Raw genomic sequence first — 21,464 nt, 5'->3', positions numbered from 1 at the left:
GAGCCTGGAGGCATGGCCCCATCCGCTCCGGGCACCCCGGACCCTCCAGGCGCCCCGGAACCTCCCGGTACCCCGGCTGCTCCCGGCACCCCGGACCGGCCCCCGCCGCCGCCGGCGGACCCGGGAGACGCCGCCCACGCGGCGGGTCTGCCCGGGCCCGGTGTCCGGCTGGCCACCGCGCGCGGGCGGTGGATCCTGCTCACCACCGTGCTCGGCTCGACCATGGCCCTGCTCGACTCGACCGTGGTCAACGTGGCTCTGCCCCGCATCGGCGAGGACCTGGGCGCGGACATGGCCGCCCTGCAGTGGACCGTCAACGCCTACCTGCTCACCCTGGCCGCACTGATCCTCGTCGGCGGGGCGCTGGGCGACCGGTACGGGCGGCGACGGATCTTCGTGCTCGGGGTGGTGTGGTTCGCGGCCGGATCCCTGCTGTGCGGACTCGCCCCGAACACCGGCGTGCTGATCGCCGCCCGGGCACTGCAGGGCATCGGCGGGGCGCTGCTGACCCCGGGCTCACTGGCGATCATCCAGGCCTCGTTGCACCCGGACGACCGGGCCCGCGCGGTGGGCCTGTGGTCCGGTCTCGGCGGGGTGGGCGCGGCCGTGGGCCCGTTCCTGGGCGGGTGGCTGGTGGACGGTCCGGGCTGGCGCTGGGTGTTCCTGCTGAACGTGCCGCTGGCCGCGGTGTGCGTGCCGGTCGCGTTGCGGTCCGTGCCGGAGACCCGCGATCCGCGGGCCACCGGGCGGTTCGACGTGACCGGGGCGGTGCTCGGGGCGGCCTCCCTCGGTCTGGTGACGTACGCGCTGATCGAGGCGAACGCGGCGTCCGCCCCGGTGATCGCCGCGGCGGTGGCCGGGGTGCTGCTCGGCGTGCTGTTCGTGGTCGTCGAGCGGCGGCGGGCGGAGCCCATGCTCCCGCCGGCGGTCTTCCGTTCCCGGCAGTTCACCGCCGTGAACCTGGTCACGCTGGCCGTCTACGCGGCCCTGGGCGGGTTCTTCTTCCTGTCGGTGCTCCAGCTGCAGGTGGTCTCCGGGTACTCGGCGCTGGCCTCCGGGGCGGCCCTGCTGCCGGTCACCGTGATCATGCTGCTGCTGTCGGCCCGGTCCGGCGAGCTCGGGGAGCGGATCGGTCCGCGGATCCCGCTCACCGTGGGGCCGCTGCTGTGCGCCGTGGGCGTCCTGCTGATGATCCGCGCCGGGCCGGAGGCCTCGTACGTCTCCGACGTACTGCCGGCGATGACGGTGCTGGGCCTGGGCCTGGCGGCCCTGGTGGCTCCGCTGACCTCCGCCGTGCTGGCCTCGGTGGACCCCGGGCGGGCCGGGCTGGCCAGCGGCATCAACAACGCGGCCGCCCGGGCCGCCGGCCTGCTGGCGGTCGCGGCGCTGCCCCTGCTGTCCGGGATGGGCCCGGAGGCGTACCTCTCCCCCGTCGAGTTCAACGCCGCCTTCGCGCGGGCCATGGTCTGGTGCGCCGGGCTGATGGTGCTGGGTGCGGTGCTGGCCTGGACGACCGTACGGCGGCCCGATCCGGGGGCGGTCCATCCCCAGTGCCACACCCAGTGCGGGGTGGGCGCGCCCTCCCTGGAGCCGCCGCAGGCGGAACGCTGATCATGCCCGTACGGTGGGAAGGGGCCCTACGGAGGCGCTGTCCGCGGAGGTGGCCATGACCGACCGGGGGACCGTCGAGGTCCGTGAACTGATGCGCCGGGCGGTGACCCGCAATGACACGGCCGCCATGCGGGAGGCCGTGGACCGGCTCTACGGGCACGCGCCGGAGGGGCTTTCGGCGGAGGCGGAGTACGAGCTCCGCCACCCGGACTACGTGATGGAGATGCCGCAGTCGAACGAGCGGATCCGCGGGCGCGAGGCGATGCGGCGCATGCAGGAGGCCTATCCGGTACCGCCCTCGGTCACCGTCCGCCGGCTGACGGGCTCCGGCCGGGTGTGGGTGCTGGAGACCGTCAACGACTACGCGGGCGAGATCTGGCACGCGGCCGTCGTCCTGGAGCTCGACCAGGAGGGGCGGATCGTGCGGGACACCCGGTACTACGGGCAGCCGTTCCCGCCGGAGCCTTCGCGGGCGGCGCTCGTGGAGCCGATCGACTGACGGCCTACTGGTTCTGGCCGCCGAGGACGAAGAGCAGGTAGACGAAGAACGCGAAGAGGTGGCCGGCGAACAGGTAGGCGATCAGCCGGATCACCAGACCGCGCGGGAACTTCGACTCGCTGTGCTCGGACAAAAGGAACTCCTTCACGGGAACGGGTGTCAGGACCGGGTGTGGCCGCCGGTGCCGCCGAGGCAGAGCCCGGCGAGGCTGCTCTGCAGCAAGGTGTGGACGAACAGCAGGTCGGCGCCGCCGCCCGTGGCGGCCGCGATCCGGTGCGGGGTGAGCGAGTCGAAGTGCGCGCTGTCCCCCGGCTCCAGCAGGTACTCCGCCTCCCCCAGGTGCAGCCGCAGCCGCCCCTTGAGCACGTGGAGCCACTCCTCCCCCGGATGTACGCGGACCAGCTCGCCCTGGCCGCGGGTGTGCGGGACGTGCACCCGCAGCGCCTGCATGCCCCGGCCCGATCCGCCGGCCTGCCAGTACGTCCAGCCGTCGGCCTCCCGGGCGCCCGGACCGCCGGCCCGTACGATGGGATCGGCGACCGCGGTGGTCTCGCCCAGCAGCTCCGACACGGTGGTGCCGTAGGTGCGGGCGAGTGCCAGCAGCAGCGGCAGCGACGGCTGCCGCCGACCGGTCTCCAGGCGGGACAGGTGGGCCGGGGAGAGCCCGGCCCGGGAGGCCGCGGCCTCCAGGGTCAGACCGGCGCGGCGGCGCAGGTCGCGCAGGTGCGGGGCGACGTCGGGCAGCGGGGCCGCGTCGGGCAGCCGGTCGGCTCCGGGGGCGGTGCTCATGACCCGATTGAGCCAGAGAATTACCCCTGAGGCAATTCACTTTGCCTCTGAGGCAAAACGGCTCGGGGTGAGCGCCTCCCGGGGTCAGGCCTGGCCCGTGCCGAGCACCGTGTCGACGGTGTCCGCCTCGGCGGCCCGCTTGTCCGGGCGGTGCCGGAGCACCCGGGCGAACCGCAGCGCGACCCCGGCCGGGTAGCGCGGGGAGCGCTGCAGGCCGTCGTAGGCGATCTCCACGACCAGCTCGGGCCGCACCCGCACGGTGAACCCGTCGTCCCCGGTGGCCAGTTCGCGCAGCCGGTCGGTCTGCCAGCGCAGCATGGCGTCGGTCAGGCCCTTGAAGGTCTTGCCGAGCATCACGAAGGTCCCGTCCGCCGCCCGCGCGCCCAGGTGCAGGTTGGACAGCAGTCCGGTGCGCCGCCCGTGTCCCCATTCGGCGGCCAGCACCACCAGGTCCAGGGTGTGCACCGGCTTCACCTTGAGCCAGAGCCTGCCGCGCCGGCCCGCCGCGTACACCGAGTCCAGCGACTTGACCATCACCCCCTCGTGGCCCCGGCGCAGCGTCTCGGCCCAGAACGCCTCCGCCTTCGCCAGCCCGGCCACCGGGTCCTCGACGACCAGGCGGCGGACCAGCGCCCCCGGCGGCACCAGGCGGACCAGGGCCGCGTACCGCTCCCGCACCGGCAGGTCCAGCAGCACCCGGTCCTCGGTGGCCAGGACGTCGAAGAAGAACGGCCGCACGGGCAGCGCGGCCCGCGCGGCCGGCACGTCCACGCGCGAGCCGACCCGGCTCGCCACCGCCTGGAAGGGCACCGGGCGGCCGTCCGCGCCGAGCGCGATCACCTCCCCGTCGAGGACGAAGCACGCCCCCGGGAACTCCCGGGCCAGGTCGGTCACCTCCGGCAGCCGGTCGGTGATCTCGTCCAGGGACCGCGTGTACACCCGGACCGTGTCACCGTCGCGGTGGACCTGGACCCGGATCCCGTCGAGCTTCTCCTCCACGCTGCACGGCCCCAGCGCGGCGACGGCCTCCGCCACGGACCCGGCGGTGCTCGCCAGCATCGGCTGCACCGGGCGGCCCACGTGGAGGCCGATCCGGGTGAGGGCCCGTGCGCCGTCGGCCAGCACGGCCGCGGCCACCCGGGGCAGCGAGCCCTCCAGCATCACCGCCCGCCGCAGGTCGGCAGCCGGCACCCCGGCCGCCCGGGCCGCGCCTTCGAGGGCGACGGCGTCCAGGGCGCCCTGCCTGACCTCCCCGGAGAGCAGGCCGCGCAGGAACCGCTGCTCCTCGGCGGTGGCCGCGCCGAGCAGGGCGTCCACGATCCGCTGCCGTTCGGCCTGCGCGCCCGGCCCGGCCACCCCGGTGAGGGCGGTGACGGCCGCGTCGACCTCGGACACGGTCAGGGCCGGCCCGCCGGCCGGCGGCACGTCCCCGGCCAGGGCCCGCCAGCCGATGCCGGGCCGGCCCTGCGGGAGCCGGCCGGCGAGGTAGGAGACCACCAGGGCGGCCTCCTCGGCGGGGGCGGCCGCGAACAGCTGCGCGAGGAGGGCGACCTTGCGCGACCGGGCGGGGGTTTCGGCGACCGCCCGGGACACGCGGGCGACCTCGGCCAGCAGCATGCCGCCATCGTCCCGCCATGACGCCGCGGACGCAGAACGGGCGCCCGCGGCCGACCGGAGGCGCGCGGCGGGACCGGGCGCCTCCCGCGGTGCGGGCCGCGAACGGCGTGACCGGGCGCGTACCGCAGCTGCGGTACGCGGGGCGGGCCGGTGTACGCCTGGAGGAGGTGCGGGAGTTCCGTCTGCGGTTGCTGGGGGTCCCGGGTCCGTCGCCGTAGGGTTCCCGTATGAAGCTCCGACTGCCCCGGCGCCGCCGCGACCGCCTGCTCGCCGGTGCCGCCGCGCTTGCCGTCCTCGCGGGCGCCGGCACCTGGTCGGCGACGGCCGCGGCCGAGGACCCGCCCGCCGTGCACCGGCAGGACCAGGTCCTGGACATGCCCGGTGCGCGCATCGACACCTCGTACTTCACGGCGGAGGGCGCGGACGGCGCGCAGGGCGCCGACGGTCCGGAGAAACGCCCCGCGGTGCTCCTCGCCCACGGTTTCGGCGGCTCCAAGGACGATCTGCGCGCCCAGGCGGAGCGGCTCGCGCGCGACGGCTACGCCGTACTGACCTGGTCGGCGCGCGGGTTCGGGCGCTCGGGCGGGCAGATCGGCCTGAACGACCCCGAGTTCGAGGTGAAGGACGTCTCCCGGCTGATCGACTGGCTGGCGGCGCGCCCCGAGGTCGCCCTCGACGCGGCGGGCGATCCCCGCGTCGGCATCGCCGGGGCCTCGTACGGCGGCGCGGTCTCGCTCCTCGCCGCGGGGCACGATCCGCGGGTGGACGCGATCGCCCCGCAGATCACCTATTGGAACCTCGCGGACGCGCTGTTCCCGAACGGGGTCTTCAAGAAGCTGTGGGCCGGGGTGTTCTTCACCACCGGAACGGCCGGCGGACTGCAGGCCGCGGCGGGTGAGCCGGCCCCGGGTACGGCGGCTCCGACCCCACCCGGTGCCGGGCCGGGCGGCCCCGCTGCCGGCTGCGGCCGGTTCCAGCCGGTCCTGTGCGCCATGTACGAGCGGGTGGCGGTGGCCGGCCGGCCCGACCCGGAGGCCCGGGCGCTGCTGGAGGCCCGCAGCCCGTCGGCGGCCGGCGCCCGGATCAAGGTGCCCACCCTGATCGTGCAGGGCCAGACCGATTCGCTGTTCCCGCTGGACCAGTCCGACGCGATGGCGCGGGCCATCACCGCGGGCGGGGCCCCGGTCGCGGTCGACTGGGCGTCCGGCGGCCACGACGGGGGCGTGCGGGACGCCTCCCGGGTGGAGGCGCGGACCGCCGCCTGGTTCGACCGCCATCTCAAGGGCGACGCCTCCGCCGCGACCGGCCCGGCCTTCCAGGTCACCCGTACCGGCGGCATCGACACCACCAACGGCGCCGTACAGGTGCGCCAGGCCACCGCCGACCGCTACCCCGGACTGCGGTCCGCGCCGCGCGCGTTCACCCTGGAGGGCCGCGAGCAGAGCTTCGCGAACCCGGCCGGCGGCGCCCCGCCCGCGCTCTCCGCGCTGCCCGGCATCGGCGGACAGCTCGCCGCCCTCGGCACCGGGCTCTCCCTCGACTTCCCGGGCCAGTACGCCCGGTTCGACTCGGCACCGCTGGACCGCGCGCTGCGGATCACCGGGACCCCGACCGTGCGGCTCCACGTGAGGTCGACGGCGGCGGACGGGGCGGCCGTGCTGTTCGGCAAGGTGTACGACGTGGGGCCGGACGGACGGCAGCAGGTGCTGCCCAGTCAGCTCGTGGCGCCGGTCCGGGTGGAGAACGCGGGCGCCGGCACGGACGTCGACCTGGTGCTCCCCGCCATCGACCACGGGCTGGAGGCCGGCCACCGGCTGCGGCTGGTACTGTCCGCCACCGACCTCGGCTACGCCACCCCGGCGGCCCCGGCGACGTACACCGTCGCGGCGCGGGGCCCGCTGTCGGTGCCGGTCGCGGACGGCGTGCGGACGGCCGCCGCGCCGCTGCCCGGCTGGACCTGGGGGCTGCCGGCCGGCGCGGCCGTCCTCGCCGCCCTCCTGCTGACCGTGCGCCGGCGGCGGACGCCCGGCGGAACCCAGGCGGCGGCCCGCCCGGAACCGGCCCTGGCCGGCGTACCGCTGGAGATCACCGGCCTGACCAAGCGGTACGCGAAGGCCAAGGACCGGTACGCGGTGCGGGACCTGTCGTTCCGGGTGGAGAAGGGCCAGGTGCTGGGGCTGCTCGGGCCCAACGGGGCCGGCAAGACGACCACGCTGCGCATGCTGATGGGGCTGATCACGCCGGACGCCGGGGAGATCCGGGTGTTCGGGCAGGCGGTGCGCCCGGGGTCGCCGGTGCTCTCGCGGGTCGGCGCGTTCGTGGAGGGCGCCGGGTTCCTGCCGCACCTGTCGGGACGGGCGAACCTGGAGCTGTACTGGCGGGCGACCGGCAGGCCGGCCGGGGACTCGCAGATGGCGGAGGCGCTGGAGATCGCCGGGCTGGGTGACGCGCTGGAGCGGGCGGTACGGACGTACTCGCAGGGCATGCGGCAGCGGCTGGCGATCGCCCAGGCGATGCTGGGGATGCCGGACCTGCTGATCCTCGACGAGCCGACGAACGGTCTGGACCCGCCGCAGATCCGGGAGATGCGGGACGTGATGATCCGGTACGCGGCCGGCGGCCGGACCGTGATCGTCTCCAGCCACCTGCTGTCGGAGGTGGAGCAGTCCTGTACGCATCTGGTGGTCATGGACCGGGGCCGGCTGGTGCAGGCGGGGCCGGTGGCCGAGATCACCGGCGGCGGCGACACCCTGCTGGTGACGCTCTCGGAACCGGTGACGGGGCCGACCGTCGAGAAGGTGGCGGCACTGGAGGGAGTGGGTTCGGTGGTCGGATCCGAGGACGGGCTGGGCCTGCTGGTGCGGCTGGACGGCGCGGGCGCGGGCGAACTGATCGCCGAGCTGGTCCGGTTGGAGGTGCCGGTGACCGGGGTGGGTCCGCACCGGAGACTGGAGGACGCGTTCCTCACCCTGATCGGAGGTGCGGCGTGAACGCGGCGAAGACGGCGAAGACCGTGCGGGCGACGGAGGCGGCGGTGACGGCGGCGGCCGAGGCGGCACCGGGGTACCGGGCGCGGCGGACCCTGCCGCTGCGGGTGGAGGCGCTGCGCCAGTGGCGGCGGCGCCGGACGCTGGTGATGGGCGGAGTGCTGGCCGCCCTCCCCTTCGTCATGATCATCGCGTTCGCGGTGGGCGGCGAACCGGGGCCCGACGGGAACGGCGACCGGATCAGCCTGATCGACACGGCCACCGCCTCGGCGGCGAACTTCACGGTGACCTGCCTGTTCGTGTCCGCGGGCTTCCTGCTCGTGGTGCCGGTGGCGCTGTTCTGCGGGGACACGGTGGCCTCGGAGGCGAGCTGGTCCTCGTTGCGCTACCTGCTGGCGTCGCCGGTGCCACGGGCCCGGCTGCTGTGGAGCAAGCTGGTGGTGGCGCTGGGGTTCTCGCTGGCGGCGATCGTGCTGCTGCCGGCCGTGGCGCTGGCGGCGGGGACGGTGGCGTACGGCTGGGGTCCGCTGGAGCTGCCGGCGGGCGGCACGCTGCCGGCCGGGGACGCGCTGTCCCGGCTGGCGCTGGCGGTGGCGTTCGTCTTCGTGTCCCAGCTGGTGACGGCCGGGCTGGCGTTCTGGCTGTCGACCCGTACGGACGCGCCGCTGGGCGCGGTCGGCGGGGCGGTGGGCCTGACGATCGTCGGCAACGTGCTGGACGCGGTGACCGCGCTGGGCGACTGGCGGGAGTTCCTGCCCTCGCACTGGCAGTTCTCGTGGCTGGACGCGCTGCAGCCGCACGTGGAGTGGGGCGGGATGACGAAGGGGGCGGCGGTGTCGGTGGCGTACGCGACGGTGCTCGTGGCCCTCGCGTTCCGCGGCTTCGCCCGCAAGGACATCGTGTCCTAGCGGGTCCGCCGTCTGATACGAGCGGGGGGCCGTGCCCCTGCCCGGGTCCGGGCAGGGGCACGGCGGCTCGGTCTAGGTGTGTTGTCCCGGGACGTTGGTGGCTCGGAGGAGCTCCACCGTCTCGGGGTGGGGGCCGCGGAGGGCCCAGTCCAGCGGGGTCAGGCCCGTGCCGGCGTCCTCGCGGAGGGTGGGGTCCGCGCCACCGGCGAGGAGTTCGCGGACGGCGTCGATGTGGCCCCAGCAGGCCGCCGCGCACAGCGGGAGGCCCTCCGAGCCGGGCCCGCCGCTCTCCGTGTCCGGCGCGGCTCCCGCCGCGAGCAGGAGGCGTACGGCGTCGGCGGCGCCGTGGACGGCGGCCGCGTACAGCGGGGTGGTGCCGGAGGCGTCGGCGGTCCCCGGGTGGGCGCCGGCCCGCAGCAGCGCCCGGACCCGCGCGGTGTTCCCGATGCCCGCGGCGAAGACCAGCGCCCCCGTCAGCTTCTTCTGCCGTCTGCGGTTCACCGGCTTCCCGCCCCCTTCTTCCCGTCGTGGTCCTCGTCGTGGCCGGCGTACGGGCCGATGCGGCGGACCGGGGTGCCGGACAGGAAAGCGGCTATGGCCTCCACCGCCTGGCCGTAGTACGTCGCGTAGTTCGCGCGCGTGACGTAACCGAGGTGCGGGGTGGCGAGGAGCCGGGGCGCCGTGCGGACGGGGTGGTCCGGCGGGAGGGGTTCGACGTCGAAGACGTCCAGGCCCGCGCCCGCGATCCGGCCCGCGCGCAGGGCGTCGAGCAGGGCCTCCTGGTCGACGATGGCCGCGCGCGAGGTGTTGACGAGGTAGGCGTCCGGCTTCATCAGGGCGAGCTCGGCCGCGCCGATCAGGCCGCGGCTGCGTTCGCCCAGGGCGAGGTGGACGGAGACGAAGTCGCTGCCCGCCAGCAGCTCCTCCTTGGAGGCGGCCAGCCCGACCCCGGCCGCGTCGGTGCGCTCCCGGGTGAGGTTGGGGCTCCAGGCCCACACCTCCATGCCGAAGGCGAGGCCGACCTGCGCGACCCGGCTGCCGGTCTTGCCGAGGCCGAGGAGGCCGAGCCGCCGGCCGTACAGGTCGGCTCCGACGGTGCTCTGCCAGGGCCCGCCGGACCGTAGCGCGTCCGCTTCCGCGACCAGGCCCCGGGCGAGGCCGAGCAGCAGGGCCCAGGTGAGTTCCACGGGCGGGGTGGACGCGCTGGCGGTGCCGCACACGGTCACCCCGTTGCGGTGGGCCGCCTCGTAGTCGATGACCGAGTTCCGCATGCCGCTCGCGACGAGGAGCCGCAGCCGCGGCAGCCGGTCGAGCAGGGCGGCCGGGAAGGGGACCCGTTCGCGCAGGGTGACCACGATGTCGAACCCGGCCAGGCGCTGGGCGAGTTCGTCCTCGTCGGAGAGGTGGTCGGCGAAGGTGACCACCTCCACCCGGTCCGCGACCGCCGACCAGTCGGCGAGGGCGGTGGCCGCCTGCTGGAAGTCGTCGAGGACGGCGCAGCGCAGCGGTCCGCCTTCCCGGCCGGCGCTCACGCGGGGACCCCCACGCCCGGGATCTCCTCGATCGCGGCGAGCAGTTCGGGCTCCAGCGGCCGGTCGGCGACGGCCGCGTTGGCGCGGACCTGCTCGGCGGAGGTGGCTCCCGCGATGACGGAGGCGCAGGCGGGCTGGGCGGCGAGCCAGCCGATGGCGAGCTCCAGCACCGTACGGCCGGACTTGTCGGCGATGGCGGCGAGCGCCTCGATGACGTCCAGCCGCTCCTCGGTGACGTAGGAGTCGCGGCCCTCCAGCCGGGAGCCCGCCGGGACGGGGGCGCCGCGCCTGATCTTGCCGGTGAGGAGACCGTTGGCGAGCGGGAAGAACGGCAGGACGCCGACGCCGTAGTGCAGGGCGGCGGGGACGAGCTCGCGCTCCACGGTGCGCTCCAGCAGCGACCACTCGTTCTGCGCGGACACGAACGGCACGGCGCCGGTCTCACGGGCGACGTGCGCGGCTTCGGCGAGCTGCCAGCCGCTGAGGTTGGAGTGGCCGAGATAGCGGACCTTGCCCTCGGCGACGAGTTCGGTGAGCGCGGCCAGGGTCTCGGCGATGGGGGTGGCCGGATCCGGGCTGTGCAACTGGAGGAGGTCGATGCGGTCGGTGTCCAGGCGGCGCAGGGACGCTTCCACGGCGCGCCGGATATAGCCGCGGCCGCCCTTGGACCCGGCGGCCGGGCCGTAGCCCATGTCGGCCGCGTCGTAGCCGAACTTGGTGGCGAGGACGACCTCGTCGCGGCGGCCCTTGAGGGCGCGGCCGAGGTGCTCCTCGGAGGAGCCGCGGGGGCTGCCGTAGATGTCGGCGGTGTCGAGCAGGGTGATCCCGGCGTCGAGCGCGGCATCGACGACGGCGTGGGTGGCCGCGGCGTCCAGCCGGGCGCCGAAGTTGTTGCAGCCGAGGCCGACCGCGGATACCAGCAGGCCCGAACTGCCAAGCGGGAGATAGCGCATGGGTACGTTCCGCTCCTCGTGTGTGGGTGATCGACACGCTATCCGCTCGGTTCGCGGCGCGTCAGGACGGCTCCGCCGGTCCGTCACCTCGCCTCCGTCCCGGCCGCGGGTGAGCATGCGCCGCGCCGGGACCGGGGATTCCGGTCCCGGCCGTCCGGCCGGCTGGCATCGGCCGGACGATGGCCGGGCTGCCGACTAGTGGAACCAGATGACGACACGGCCTTCGGCCAGGGGGCGGAAGTCGGAGTGGTTGCGGATTCCGAAGAGACAGGCCGGGCCGTCGTAGGCGTTGCCCTCGTTGAGCAGGAGGAGGTCGATGGCGGCTTCCCGGGCGGAGCCCTCGTCGTCCGGACTCCACGCCCGGCCCCCGGCCGGCATTCGATCATTCCGCTGATGTCGGTCGGCATCACCGGAGCCTGCCCGCGACGCCCGGGCACGGGCATCCGCATGGCGGTGCGGGCGGTGGGCCCGGACGGGCTCGGACGGGCTCGGACGGGCTCGGACGCTCGGCGCGCCGGTCGCCGCGTGGTTCCGCGGGTGCCTCATGTGGCCGCGCCGGCCGCGAGGCGGGCCAGGTGTTCCCGGCCGCGGCCGAGGCGGCCGGGCAGGTCGGCGGCGTCGGGGTGCCAGCGCTTCTCGTACTCCCAGCAGAGCCAGCCGTCGGCCGGTGCGCAGGCCACGGCCTCGGCGAGCGGTACCACTCCCTCGCCCAGACCGAGCGGGGTCGGCTCGGTCGTCGAGGCCACGTCCTTGACCTGCACGTACCCCAGGTGTCCGGCGAGGGCCCGCCGCGACTCGTCCGGCTGCTCCCCGGCGAGCCAGGTGTGCAGCACGTCCCATAGGGCGCCGACCGCCGGATGGGCGACCCGGTCCAGCACCCGTCCGGCGGCGGCTCCGGTGCGGTGCGAGTCGTGGGTCTCCAGCAGGATCCGTACGCCGTGGCGCTCGGCGAACGGGGCCGCGGCGGTGAGCCGGCGCACCGCGTGGGAGTCGGCCTCGGGCTCGGGGAGGCGCCCGCCGCCGGGGAACACCCGGATGAAGGGTGCACCGAGGTCGGCGGCGAGGACGATCAGCGAGAGCAGCTCGGCGACGATCGGATCGTCCTCCCCGGCGGCGGCCACCTTGGCGTAGCCGGCGACGGCGAGCACGGTGACCCCGGCGGCGGCGAAGGTACGGACCGCGGCGGCCCGGTCGGCGTTCGGGGTGCCGGGATGGAGGGGTTCCTCGGCGTGGGCGCGGAGTTCCACTCCGTCGAAGCCGTGCTCGGCGGCGAGGGCGGCGGCCTCGGCGACGGTGCTGCCGGGAAGGCCGAGGGTGGAGAAGGCGTACTTCATGACGTCATGGTCGCTTCCTCGCGGGGGCGGGCGGCCGGTCGAACCGCTCAGGCGACGCGAAGCGGGTGGCCCGGGCCACCGCCGGGCCCCGGGAGGACGTCCCGCGGCCTCGGCGAGGCTCACCGCCCGGTGCCGCGCCTCCTCGCGTTCCGCGCCATCGTCTCATCCGAGCGGGCCGGAGGGCCGGTCCCCCGCTCGCCGGTCCGGCGTGCCGTACGCCGTACACCGCACGCCTCGTACCTCCCCCGCGCCGGGGCCGGGGCGGGCCGGCGGCGGTTCCTCGCGATGGCGACGGCGGCCACGGGCCCCGCCGGGCGGGCCCGCCCGGCCCGGGACAACGCCGCGGCGGTGTACGGGTGGCGGCGGGCCGGCCGGAGGCACCGGTCGCGGGTCAGCAGTTGCCCGTGCCGGTGCCCGGCCCCGCGCCCGCGCCCGCGCCCAAGGTGAACGTACGGTTCGGATCGGCGTGGTGGACCGTGCCGGTGAAGCGTCCGGCGGCGCGGGTCACGGCCTCTTCGGGCGGGATGCCGCGGCCGACGTGCGTGACGATCAGGCGGGCGGCGCCGGCCTCGCGGGCGGTCTCGCCGGCCTGTTCCGGGGTGTGGTGGCCTTCGGAGGTGCCGTCTGCCTCGCACAGCAGGACCTCGCATCCGGCGGCGAGTTCGGTCAGGGCCGGGCAGGGTTCGCAGTCCCCGGAGTAGGCCAGTGAGGTACCGGGCGCGTCGACGCGCAGGGCGAAGGCGGGCAGTCCGTGGGCCACGGACCGGCTGGTGAGGCGGAGCCGCCCGATGCGCACGGTGTGGCCGTCGTAGAGCTCCTGAACGGCGAAGGCGGACTCGACGGGGCTGCGGCGCGGGCCGTTGGTGAGGAAGCCGGCGAGCCGGTCGGCGATCCCGGGCGGCCCGAACAGCGGGAGCGGCGCGGCCGGTTCGAGGTCGGCGTACAGCAGGGCGTAGTAGGCGGTGAGCAGGTCGGCGCAGTGGTCGGCGTGCAGGTGGGAGATCCAGAGGGCGTCGATCCGGTCGAGCCGGGCGTGCCGCTGGAGGGCGGCCAGGGTGCCGGTGCCGGCGTCGATCCACAGCCGGGTGCCCGCGTGCTCCAGGAGGTAGCCGGAGCAGGGGTTGTCCACGGCGGGGTACGGGGTGGCGCTGCCGAGCACGGTGAGGCGGAGGGGCACGGTCTCGGAAACCGGCCCGCTCCGGTCCGCGAGCGTGCGGGTGGGGCCGGCTCCGCCGCCGGGCGCGCTTTTCGTGTCCCTGGCCATGAGCGGCACCCTAACTCCCGGAAGGGCCCCCTCCGCCGCCTGGCCGGTACTCACCCTTGACCCGCCTGGTCCAGACCAATAGTTTCCGGCATGCACCGCACAGGACCTTTCACGCCCCGACGCAAAGGACACCCATGCGCCGCAGCATGTCCGGCAGGCTCGCCGTCGCCGCCTGCTCCCTCTCCCTGCTGGCCGCGTTCGCGCCCGCCGCCAGTGCCCGCCCCGAAACCGCCGGCGCCCCCGCCCCGGCCGCCTCCGCGGCCCCCGGCGAGGACGGCCGCAGCGCCCGCCCCTTCAAGCGCGTCGGCTACTTCACCCAGTGGGGCGTCTACGGACGGGACTTCCAGGTCCAGGACCTCGACACGAGCGGCGCCGCGGCCAGACTCACCCACGTCAACTACGCCTTCGGGAACGTCGGCCCGGACGGAAAGTGCTTCACCGGCAACGTCCCCGGCGAGGCGGACGCCTGGGCCGACTACGTCCGCCCGCTGGACGCCGGGAACTCCGTCGACGGGGTCGCCGACGACTGGCAGCAGCCGGTCGCCGGGAACTTCAACCAGCTGCGCGAACTCAAGGCCAGGCACCCGCACCTGAAGGTGCTGATCTCGCTCGGCGGCTGGAGCTGGTCCACCCACTTCTCGGACGCCGCGCTCACCCCCGAGTCGCGCCGCGCCTTCGTCAAGTCCTGCGTCGACCTGTACCTGAAGGGCGATCTCCCCCAGGACGGCACCCGGGGCGGCGCCGGCTCGGCCGCCGGCATCTTCGACGGCATCGACCTCGACTGGGAGTGGCCTGGCTCGGCGGGCGACACCGACACCAGGTACCGCCCCGAGGACCGGCGCAACTTCACCGAGCTGGTGCGTGAGTTCCGTACCCAGATGGACGCGTACGGACGCACCCAGCGGAAGAAGTACGAGCTCACCGCGTTCGTGCCGGCCGCCCCGGCCAAGATCGACGCGGGCTTCGACGTCCGCCGCATCATGCGGGACCTGGACTTCGTCACCCTCCAGGGTTACGACTTCCACGTGTCGGGCGAGCGGACGACCGCCCAGCAGTCCGCGCTGTACGCGCGCCGGGACTTCAGCGTGGACGGCACGGTCGACGCCTGGCTGCGGCGCGGCGCACCCGCGCACAAGCTGGTGGTCGGGATGCCGTTCTACGGGCAGGGCTGGACCGGGGTGAGCGGCGGCGGGGACGGTATGGGACAGCCGGCCACCGGCCCGGCACCGGCCACCTGGGCCCCCGGCTACGAGGACTACGAGGCCCTCGAGAAGCTCGCTCGCAGCGGGACGTACACCCTGCACCGGGACCTGCGCGGCGGGCACGCCTGGCTGTTCGACGGGAACACGCTGTGGACCTACGACGACCCGCAGGTGCTGCGGACGAAGTCGGCGTACGTCCGCGAACGCGGCCTGGGCGGGGCCATGTTCTGGTCGCTGGACGCGGACACCGCGGACGGCGAGCTGATCAGGGCCGTCGACCGGGGCCTGCGCGGCCGCTGACGGGACCGGCGGCCCGGCCGCCCCTGACCGGCGCCGCCGGGCCGCGGAAAACCGGTCCGGCCCGGCGGCGCCCACCACGTACCCTCCCGCCATGAACATGAGGAATTCGACGGTCCGCGCGGTCAACCGGCTGACCGGCCGGTGGGCGGGGGCCGTGGTCGCCCCCGACGGCCGCACCGGCACGGTGCTGACCGCGGCCGGGGTATGGCCGCTGCTCGCCCTGCTGGCGGACGGCGCGGACGGCCCGGCCAGGCGGGAGCTGGCCGAAGCGCTCGGCATACCCGCCGACCGGGCTGCCGCCGCGTCGCGGGAACTGCTCACCGCGCTGGGGCGCGTACCCGGTCTCCAGGCCGCCGTCGGGCTCTGGTCCGACGGCGAACTGCCGCTGGAACCGGACTGGGCGGCGCGACTGCCCGAGGGCGCGCGCGGCACCCTGACCGGCGACGCGGCCGTGGACGGCGAGGCGCTGGACGGCTGGGCCGCCGAGCGGACGGGCGGCCTCATCGAGCGGATGCCCGTGGCACTGAACCAGGACACCAGGCTGGTGCTCGCGTCCGCCCTGGCCCTGCGGCTCCGGTGGATCCGGCCCTTCCACGACTGGCCCGCAGTGATGGACGAGGGTCCGTGGGCCGGCCGGAAGGTCGTGGGGCTGCACCGCAGCACCTCGCTGCTGCACCGCGTCCGGGTCGCCGAGGCGCCCACCGGGCCGGTCACCGTGCTGGAGGTGGTCGGTGACGGCGGAGTGGACGTCCACCTCGTGCTCGGCGCGCCGGAGGCCGCCGCGGGGCAGGTGCTGACCGGCGGCATCGACGCCGTGACCCGCGCCGTACCCTCGGTCGACGGCTTCTCCTTGCCCTGGGGCGCGGCCGGACCGGGCCTGCATGTCCGCCGGGAAGCGGCCTACCGGCCGGAACCCCGGCTCGACATCGACACGGTGGCCTTCTCCGTGGAGGCCGAACACGACCTCCTGGACCACGCCGGGCTGTTCGGCCTGGAGACTGCCGCCACGCGCATCGCCGCCGGCCACTTTCCGGGGATCAGCAGCGATCCGCTCCTCATCGGGTCGGGCAGCCAGGCGGCGATGGCGCGTTTCCACGCCGAGGGGTTCGAGGCCGCGGCCGTCACCGCCTTCGCCGCGGCGGGGGCCGGCATCCCGCCGCGCCCGCGGTACCGCGTCCGGGCCGTCGACCTCCGGTTCGACCGGCCCTTCGGCTTCCTCGCGGTACAGCGGTCCTCCCGGCTCGTGCTGGCCGCGGGCTGGGTGGGCGAACCGCTCCCCCACACCCCGGAGCCGGAAAAGTCCCAGGAAGAGAAGGAACGGGAGGAAGCGGCGGCCTGGGAGGTCGAGGACCGGGACGGCCAGGACTGAGACGACCAGGACCTGGACGACGAGGACCCGGCCCCGGCGGCGTAGAGCCGTCCGGGTACCGGCCCCGGCGAGCAGCGCGCCGGCAGGGCGGGTCAGCCGAACACGACGGAGCGCAGCTTCAGCCGCTCGGAGCCCCGGCCCCCGAGCGGCCGGAGCGTGAAGCAGTCCCCCTCGCACTCGGGCTCGGTGAACACCGTGGCCGTCGAGGTCGGCCGGTTGCGCGGCGCGTGCGCGGGCTCGCCCGCACCGGGGTCGGCCACCTCGGGCAGGGGTGACGCACTGCGGGCTCCCCCGGATCAGGGAGCGGACTGGCCTGCCGCCAGGGCGGCCGTCTCCGCGAAGGACGGGACGCGGCCCGTGCCACCGCGCCCCGAGACCGACAGGGAGGCGGCGGCCGCCCCGTACCTGACGGCCGTCGGCAAGGGGTCGCCCAGGGCCAGCCGGGCCGTGACCGTTCCGGTGAAGCAGTCCCCGGCACCGGTGGCGTCGACCGGGGCCGGGTTCACCGGGACCGGGAGGAAGCGGCCCGGGCCCGCGCCCTCGTGCAGCAGCAGCCGTCCGGCGCCCGCCGTGACCGCGACGGCCCGCGCGCCCAGCTCCCGGTACCGCGCGGCGGCCGTCCCCGGGTCGGCGGTGCCGACCAGGGCACGGGCGTCGGACGGGCAGGAGGTCTTCAGCAGCCCGGCCAGCGGGGCGATCGAGGCCAGCAGCTCACGGGCCTCGCGCGGGGAGGTCAGCCGGGCGCGGAAGTTCGGGTCGTACGAGAGGTGCCCGCCGGCCGCGTGCACGGCCCCGGCGGCGGCGATCACCGCGTCGCGGCTGGTCGCCGAGAGCGCGCCGGTGATCCCGCTGGTGATCAGGGCCGCTCCGGAGGTGAGCAGCGGCAGCCAGGACTCGACGTGCCCGGCGGAGAGGGTGGACCCGGCGCTCCCGGCACGCCAGTACACGAACCCGCGGTCGCCCTCGGTGTCCGCGGCCAGGAGGTAGGCGCCGTTGGGGCGGGGCGAACGGCGGACGTGGCGGACGTCGATGCCGAGGCCGGCGGCCCGCTCCAGCAGCGGGACGCTCAGCTCGTCCTCGCCCACGACGGCCAGCAGAGCCGTGCGCGCTCCGGCGGCGGCCGCCGCCGCGGCCGTGTTGAGGGCGTCGCCGGAGTAGGAGATCCGGGCCGGGGTGCCGGGAACTGCGTCCCGCAACGGACGGCCGGAGTGCACCTCGACCAGGACCTCGCCGAGGACCAGGACCTCGTAGCCGCCCCGGGCGGGAGTCTCGGGACGGCCGGTCACGGGCGGTCCTCGCGGTCGGGCGGGCCGGCGAACAGCGAGGCGAGTTCGGCCGGGTCGTCCGGCAGTCCGCTGCCGAGGCCGACGGCGGCGGCACCCGCTTCGAGCCAGTCGGGCACCTCGGCGGGCCGGATGCCACCCGTCGGGACGAGCAGCGCACCGGGGAGGACGGCCGCCAGGGAGCACAGGAAGCCAGGTCCGAGGACGTGCGCGGGGAAGAGCTTGGCGGCGCCGCCCGCGCGGACGGCCGCGGCGATCTCGGCGGGCGTGAACCCGCCCTCGAGGAAGGCGGCGTCACGCCGGACGGCGACCGCGCGCACCTCCGGTGCCGGGTAGGGCGAGACCAGGAAGGCGGCTCCGGCGTCCAGCGCGGTCTCGGCCTGGGCGGCGGTGGTGACCGTTCCGAGGCCGACGAGGGCGGGACGGCCGTCGGCTCCGGTGAGCACCGCCGTACGGGCGAGGGCATCGGCCCAGCCGGGTGTGGAGGTGGTCAGCTCCACCGCCCGGCAGCCCGCGGCCAGCAGGGCGGCGGTCCGCCTGACGGCCAGGTCCGCGTCGGCGGACCGGAGTACGGGCAGCAGCCGCTGGGTGGCGAGGACGGCGAACGGGTGGCCGGGGGCGAACCCCGCCCGACTGCCCACGGCTGTCACCTGGTCCACGGATCCCCTCCCCAATCGTTCCACGCAATGGAACTGAGTATCGTGTAGCGGAACTTCGCACACCGAACCTACCCACTCAGGGGGATCCGAAGCCCATGGACGGAACGGACGGCACGCACGCCACGCTCGGCACGGACGGCACGCACGCAACGCACGACACCGACGACACGGACGGCCCGCACGGCCCGGACAGCACGCACCGAGTGCCATCGGCCGCGGCGCGCGGCGGCCGGGCCTCCGCGGCCGGCACGGCCCTGGAGAAGTCGATGCGGATCCTGGAGGCGGTCGCCGCGCCGGGCGGACCCCACCGGCTGACCGCCCTCGCGGCCGCGGCCGGCGTACCGAAGTCGAGCACCCACCGCATCCTGGCCTCGCTCGCCGAACAGGGCTACGTACGGGCGGAGGCCGAGAGCCGGTACGGGGTGGGCCCTCGGCTGCGCGGCCTGTCCGCGCTGGTGACCGGGGGCGAGCCGGAGAGCGTCGGGCGGATCCTGGCCGGGCTGCGGGAGGCCACCGGGCAGACCGTCCACCTGGCCCTGCACAGCGGACACACCATCACCTACATCCGGAAGCTGGAGAGCGACCGGCCGTTCCGGACCGCCTCACGGGTGGGCATGCGGATGCCGCTGCACTCCACGGCCATCGGCAAGGCCGTACTCGCCGGACTCCCGGCCGCCGAGGTGCGCGCGCTGACCGGCGCCGCCGGGCTGGCCGGGCGCACGCCGAACACCCTGACCACGGCGCCGGCCCTGGAGGCGGAACTCGAACGGGTCCGGGCCCGGGGCTTCGCCGTGGACGACGAGGAGAACGAGCCGACCATCCGGTGCGTCGGCGCCGCGGTCCCCGGTCCGGCGGGCCGGCCCGTCGGCGGGGTCAGTGTGACCACTGTCACCTTCCTGACCGGCCGCGAGGAGCTGGAGTCGTACGCCCCCGCCGTACGCGCGGCGGCGGAGGCCCTGGCCCCGCTGCTCTGAGGCGGGTTCACCCGAATGCCCGCCCCGGCCGCGGGCCTTCCCGGCCGCTCCGGCCCGTCCCGGCCGGCCCGCGCAGGCCGTGGCGGGCGCCGGTTTCCGGCCATCGAGTCCCGGATGTCCGGTCCGAGGGGGCCCGTTCAGCGACACGCGCACGTCCGCTCGCCCTATCGTTCCGATCCGACTATCGGATAAGTGTTATCCAGTTCCCTCTGGGCGGTCTCCTGGGCATTGGGCATCATCGGCCGGCGGCAAGACAGGGAAGTTGGACATGAGCACACAGCACACGGCAGGTTCCGCGGGGTCGGCGGAGTTCGCAGCACTCGTCGTGGCGGCCCGTGAAGGCGACCCCAGGGCGCAGGACGACCTCGTCAGCGCGCACCTCCCGCTCGTCTACAACGTTGTCGGGCGGGCGCTGGGCGGTTCCGTGGACGTCGACGACGTGGTCCAGGACACCATGCTCCGCGCGCTGGACGGACTGGGCGGGCTCCGCTCCCCGGAGAGCTTCCGGTCCTGGCTGGTGGCCATCGCCATGAACCGGGTGCGGGCGCACTGGCAGGACCGGCAGACCGGCCCCTACGGTCTGGACGCCGCCGAGGAACTCGCCGATCCGGGGGCCGACTTCGTCGACCTCACCGTGGTCCGGCTGCAGCTGGCCGGACAGCGCCAGGAGACGGCCCGCGCCACCCGCTGGCTGGAACCGGACGACCGCGGGCTGTTGTCGCTGTGGTGGCTGGAGTGCGCCGGCGAGCTGACCCGGGCCGAGGTGGCCGCCGCCCTCGAACTGACCCCGCAGCACACGGCGGTCCGCGTACAGCGGATGAAGGCGCAGCTGGAGGCGGCCCGGGTGGTGGTCCGGGCACTCGACGCGGTTCCGCCCTGCGAGGAGCTGCGGGCGGTGCTGGCCGGCTGGGACGGCCGGCCCTCGGCCCTGTGGCGCAAGCGAATAGCCCGGCACGCCCGGGAGTGCATGCGCTGCTCGGGCCTGTGGGCGGGCCTGGTCCCGGCGGAGGGACTGCTGGCCGGGCTGGCCCTGATACCGGTGTCGGCGGCGCTGCTGGCCGGCGTACGGTCCGCCGTGGCGGCCTCCTCCACGGCGGCCATGGGCACCTCCCCGGCGGCGTGGGGCGGACCGGCCGGCCCGCAGGGCGCGCGGGGTGCGTACGACGCGACGGGCGCGCACGGCACCACCACCGGTGCCGCGTACGCCGGGGACGGGGCCGGGAACGGAGCCGGCGGCGGGGCCGGGGACGCGGACCCCGCCACGACCGTGGGGCACCACGGCGAGGGCTTCCGCACCGGTGCGCGCAAGGCCCGCGCGGGTGCGCGCAGGCGCCGGGCCGTCGGCGGGGCCGTGGCCGCGGCCTGTGTGGCCGGCGGGGCCTTCTGGTACCTGGGGTCCCCGGACGGCGAAGAGGCCGGGGACCGGATCGTGCAGGGCGCTCCGGCGTCCCCGCTGGGCGTTCCGGCGGCCTCGGACCCCGCCGCCCCGCCGTCGCCCTCCGCGTCCACGTCCGCATCCGCTTCGGCTTCGGCCTCGGCTTCCGCATCCACCTCCGCTTCCGCGTCGGCCTCGCCCTCCGCCGGTGCGTCCAAGAGCGCCTCTCCGGCCGGGACCCCCTCGCCGACGAAGAGTGCGGCCAAGCCGAGCCCCCGCCCGTCCACCGTGAAGCCGAACGGCGGCGCCACCCCGTCCGGCCTCGCGGCGCAGGTGGTGGCCCTGGTCAACAAGGAGCGGGCAGCGGCGGGCTGCGGTCCGCTCAAGGAGGACGCCCAGCTGCGGAACGCCGCCCAGGGGCACTCCGACGACATGTCGGCCCGGGACTTCTTCGACCACACCAACCCCGACGGCGAGGACCCCGGCGACCGGACCACCCAGTCCGGCTACCGGTGGTCGACCTACGGCGAGAACATCGCGCGCGGACAGCAGACCCCCGAGTCGGTGATGAACTCCTGGATGAACAGCTCCGGGCACCGCGCCAACATCCTCAACTGCTCCTTCAAGGACATCGGCGTGGGCATCCACAAGGGCTCCGGCGGCCCCTGGTGGACGCAGAACTTCGGCGCCAAGCGGTAGGGGGCCGTCCGCACGGGGTGTGCGGACCCGTGGCGCTCCGGGCGTCCTGGCGGCATCCGGGCACCGGAGCGTGGCACCGCCCGCCGAACAGGCCGGTCGGCGCGGGGGT

20 protein-coding genes are annotated in these 21,464 nt (G+C 75.7%); 8 read left to right on the top strand and 12 right to left on the bottom strand.

From position 1 onward, the window contains the following. Positions 1–12 precede the first annotated feature (12 nt). Positions 13–1,611 (top strand): MFS transporter, encoded by a 1,599-nt coding sequence (locus AC067U_RS16800; protein WP_478830437.1) that lies wholly within the window; start codon positions 13–15, stop codon positions 1,609–1,611. 55 nt (positions 1,612–1,666) lie between these two features. Further along, positions 1,667–2,110 carry a nuclear transport factor 2 family protein gene (locus AC067U_RS16795; protein ID WP_478830436.1) on the top strand — a complete coding sequence of 148 codons (444 nt, stop codon included), beginning with the start codon at positions 1,667–1,669 and terminating at the stop codon, positions 2,108–2,110. A gap of 4 nt (positions 2,111–2,114) precedes the next feature. Here the strand turns inward: AC067U_RS16795 and AC067U_RS16790 are convergent, their stop codons facing one another. From AC067U_RS16790 to AC067U_RS16780, 3 genes are all read right to left on the bottom strand, one after another. Further along, the gene (locus AC067U_RS16790) at positions 2,115–2,243 is read right to left on the bottom strand and encodes a DUF6126 family protein (protein WP_478830435.1); all 129 of its coding nucleotides are present in this window, start codon (positions 2,241–2,243) and stop codon (positions 2,115–2,117) included. Between the two features lie 26 nt (positions 2,244–2,269). Further along, positions 2,270–2,899, bottom strand: coding sequence for a helix-turn-helix domain-containing protein (locus tag AC067U_RS16785; RefSeq protein ID WP_478830434.1), 630 nt, complete (start codon positions 2,897–2,899; stop codon positions 2,270–2,272). Positions 2,900–2,983: 84 nt separating this feature from the next. After that, positions 2,984–4,516 carry an ATP-dependent DNA ligase gene (locus AC067U_RS16780; RefSeq protein ID WP_478830433.1) on the bottom strand — a complete coding sequence of 511 codons (1,533 nt, stop codon included), beginning with the start codon at positions 4,514–4,516 and terminating at the stop codon, positions 2,984–2,986. Between the two features lie 227 nt (positions 4,517–4,743). Here AC067U_RS16780 and AC067U_RS16775 point away from each other — a divergent pair, with 227 nt between their 5' ends. Both AC067U_RS16775 and AC067U_RS16770 read left to right on the top strand, forming a co-directional pair. After that, positions 4,744–7,506 (top strand): alpha/beta fold hydrolase, encoded by a 2,763-nt coding sequence (locus AC067U_RS16775; RefSeq protein ID WP_478830432.1) that lies wholly within the window; start codon positions 4,744–4,746, stop codon positions 7,504–7,506. After that, positions 7,503–8,411: an ABC transporter permease gene (locus AC067U_RS16770; RefSeq protein WP_478830431.1), complete on the top strand. Its 909-nt coding sequence runs from the start codon at positions 7,503–7,505 to the stop codon at positions 8,409–8,411. The genes AC067U_RS16775 and AC067U_RS16770 overlap by 4 nt, the downstream gene beginning before the upstream one ends. Positions 8,412–8,483: 72 nt before the next feature. Here the strand turns inward: AC067U_RS16770 and AC067U_RS16765 are convergent, their stop codons facing one another. The 6 genes from AC067U_RS16765 to AC067U_RS16740 all read right to left on the bottom strand — a co-directional run bounded on the left by AC067U_RS16765 (position 8,484) and on the right by AC067U_RS16740 (position 13,494). Further along, complete coding sequence (locus tag AC067U_RS16765; protein WP_478830430.1) at positions 8,484–8,912, bottom strand: ankyrin repeat domain-containing protein; 429 nt, start codon at positions 8,910–8,912, stop codon at positions 8,484–8,486. Continuing rightward, positions 8,909–9,943 (bottom strand): D-2-hydroxyacid dehydrogenase family protein, encoded by a 1,035-nt coding sequence (locus AC067U_RS16760; RefSeq protein ID WP_478830429.1) that lies wholly within the window; start codon positions 9,941–9,943, stop codon positions 8,909–8,911. Before AC067U_RS16760 ends, AC067U_RS16765 begins: the two co-directional genes overlap by 4 nt. Beyond that, entirely contained in the window at positions 9,940–10,896 is a 957-nt protein-coding gene (locus AC067U_RS16755) for an aldo/keto reductase (protein WP_478830428.1), read from the bottom strand. Before AC067U_RS16755 ends, AC067U_RS16760 begins: the two co-directional genes overlap by 4 nt. A gap of 195 nt (positions 10,897–11,091) precedes the next feature. Beyond that, a complete protein-coding gene (locus AC067U_RS16750; RefSeq protein ID WP_478830427.1) occupies positions 11,092–11,274 on the bottom strand; it encodes a hypothetical protein in 183 nt (60 codons plus the stop codon). Positions 11,275–11,438: 164 nt separating this feature from the next. Next, positions 11,439–12,230 carry a sugar phosphate isomerase/epimerase family protein gene (locus AC067U_RS16745; protein ID WP_478830426.1) on the bottom strand — a complete coding sequence of 264 codons (792 nt, stop codon included), beginning with the start codon at positions 12,228–12,230 and terminating at the stop codon, positions 11,439–11,441. Between the two features lie 391 nt (positions 12,231–12,621). After that, positions 12,622–13,494, bottom strand: coding sequence for an MBL fold metallo-hydrolase (locus tag AC067U_RS16740; protein ID WP_478830425.1), 873 nt, complete (start codon positions 13,492–13,494; stop codon positions 12,622–12,624). A gap of 134 nt (positions 13,495–13,628) precedes the next feature. On the opposite strand from AC067U_RS16740, the gene AC067U_RS16735 reads away from it, so the two are divergent. Both AC067U_RS16735 and AC067U_RS16730 read left to right on the top strand, forming a co-directional pair. Further along, positions 13,629–14,996 carry a glycoside hydrolase family 18 protein gene (locus tag AC067U_RS16735; protein ID WP_478830424.1) on the top strand — a complete coding sequence of 456 codons (1,368 nt, stop codon included), beginning with the start codon at positions 13,629–13,631 and terminating at the stop codon, positions 14,994–14,996. Between the two features lie 91 nt (positions 14,997–15,087). Then, positions 15,088–16,365 carry a serpin family protein gene (locus AC067U_RS16730; RefSeq protein WP_478830423.1) on the top strand — a complete coding sequence of 426 codons (1,278 nt, stop codon included), beginning with the start codon at positions 15,088–15,090 and terminating at the stop codon, positions 16,363–16,365. Positions 16,366–16,457: 92 nt separating this feature from the next. Here the strand turns inward: AC067U_RS16730 and AC067U_RS16725 are convergent, their stop codons facing one another. Genes AC067U_RS16725 through AC067U_RS16715 form a run of 3 tightly spaced genes read right to left on the bottom strand, consistent with a single transcriptional unit; the run spans position 16,458 to position 18,307 of the window. Then, positions 16,458–16,625 (bottom strand): hypothetical protein, encoded by a 168-nt coding sequence (locus tag AC067U_RS16725; RefSeq protein WP_478830422.1) that lies wholly within the window; start codon positions 16,623–16,625, stop codon positions 16,458–16,460. A gap of 36 nt (positions 16,626–16,661) precedes the next feature. Continuing rightward, on the bottom strand, positions 16,662–17,651 hold the full coding sequence (locus tag AC067U_RS16720) for a PfkB family carbohydrate kinase (RefSeq protein WP_478830421.1): 990 nt from the start codon (positions 17,649–17,651) through the stop codon (positions 16,662–16,664). After that, positions 17,648–18,307: a bifunctional 4-hydroxy-2-oxoglutarate aldolase/2-dehydro-3-deoxy-phosphogluconate aldolase gene (locus AC067U_RS16715; RefSeq protein WP_478830420.1), complete on the bottom strand. Its 660-nt coding sequence runs from the start codon at positions 18,305–18,307 to the stop codon at positions 17,648–17,650. Before AC067U_RS16715 ends, AC067U_RS16720 begins: the two co-directional genes overlap by 4 nt. Before the next feature lie 95 nt (positions 18,308–18,402). On the opposite strand from AC067U_RS16715, the gene AC067U_RS16710 reads away from it, so the two are divergent. Both AC067U_RS16710 and AC067U_RS16705 read left to right on the top strand, forming a co-directional pair. Next, positions 18,403–19,281, top strand: coding sequence for an IclR family transcriptional regulator (locus tag AC067U_RS16710; protein ID WP_478830419.1), 879 nt, complete (start codon positions 18,403–18,405; stop codon positions 19,279–19,281). Positions 19,282–19,549: 268 nt separating this feature from the next. Then, complete coding sequence (locus AC067U_RS16705) at positions 19,550–21,355, top strand: sigma-70 family RNA polymerase sigma factor (protein WP_478830418.1); 1,806 nt, start codon at positions 19,550–19,552, stop codon at positions 21,353–21,355. Positions 21,356–21,464: the final 109 nt, after the last annotated feature.

This window comes from Streptomyces sp. NPDC043853, assembly GCF_056436025.1.
This window is presented reverse-complemented; position numbering and strand designations above follow the sequence as displayed.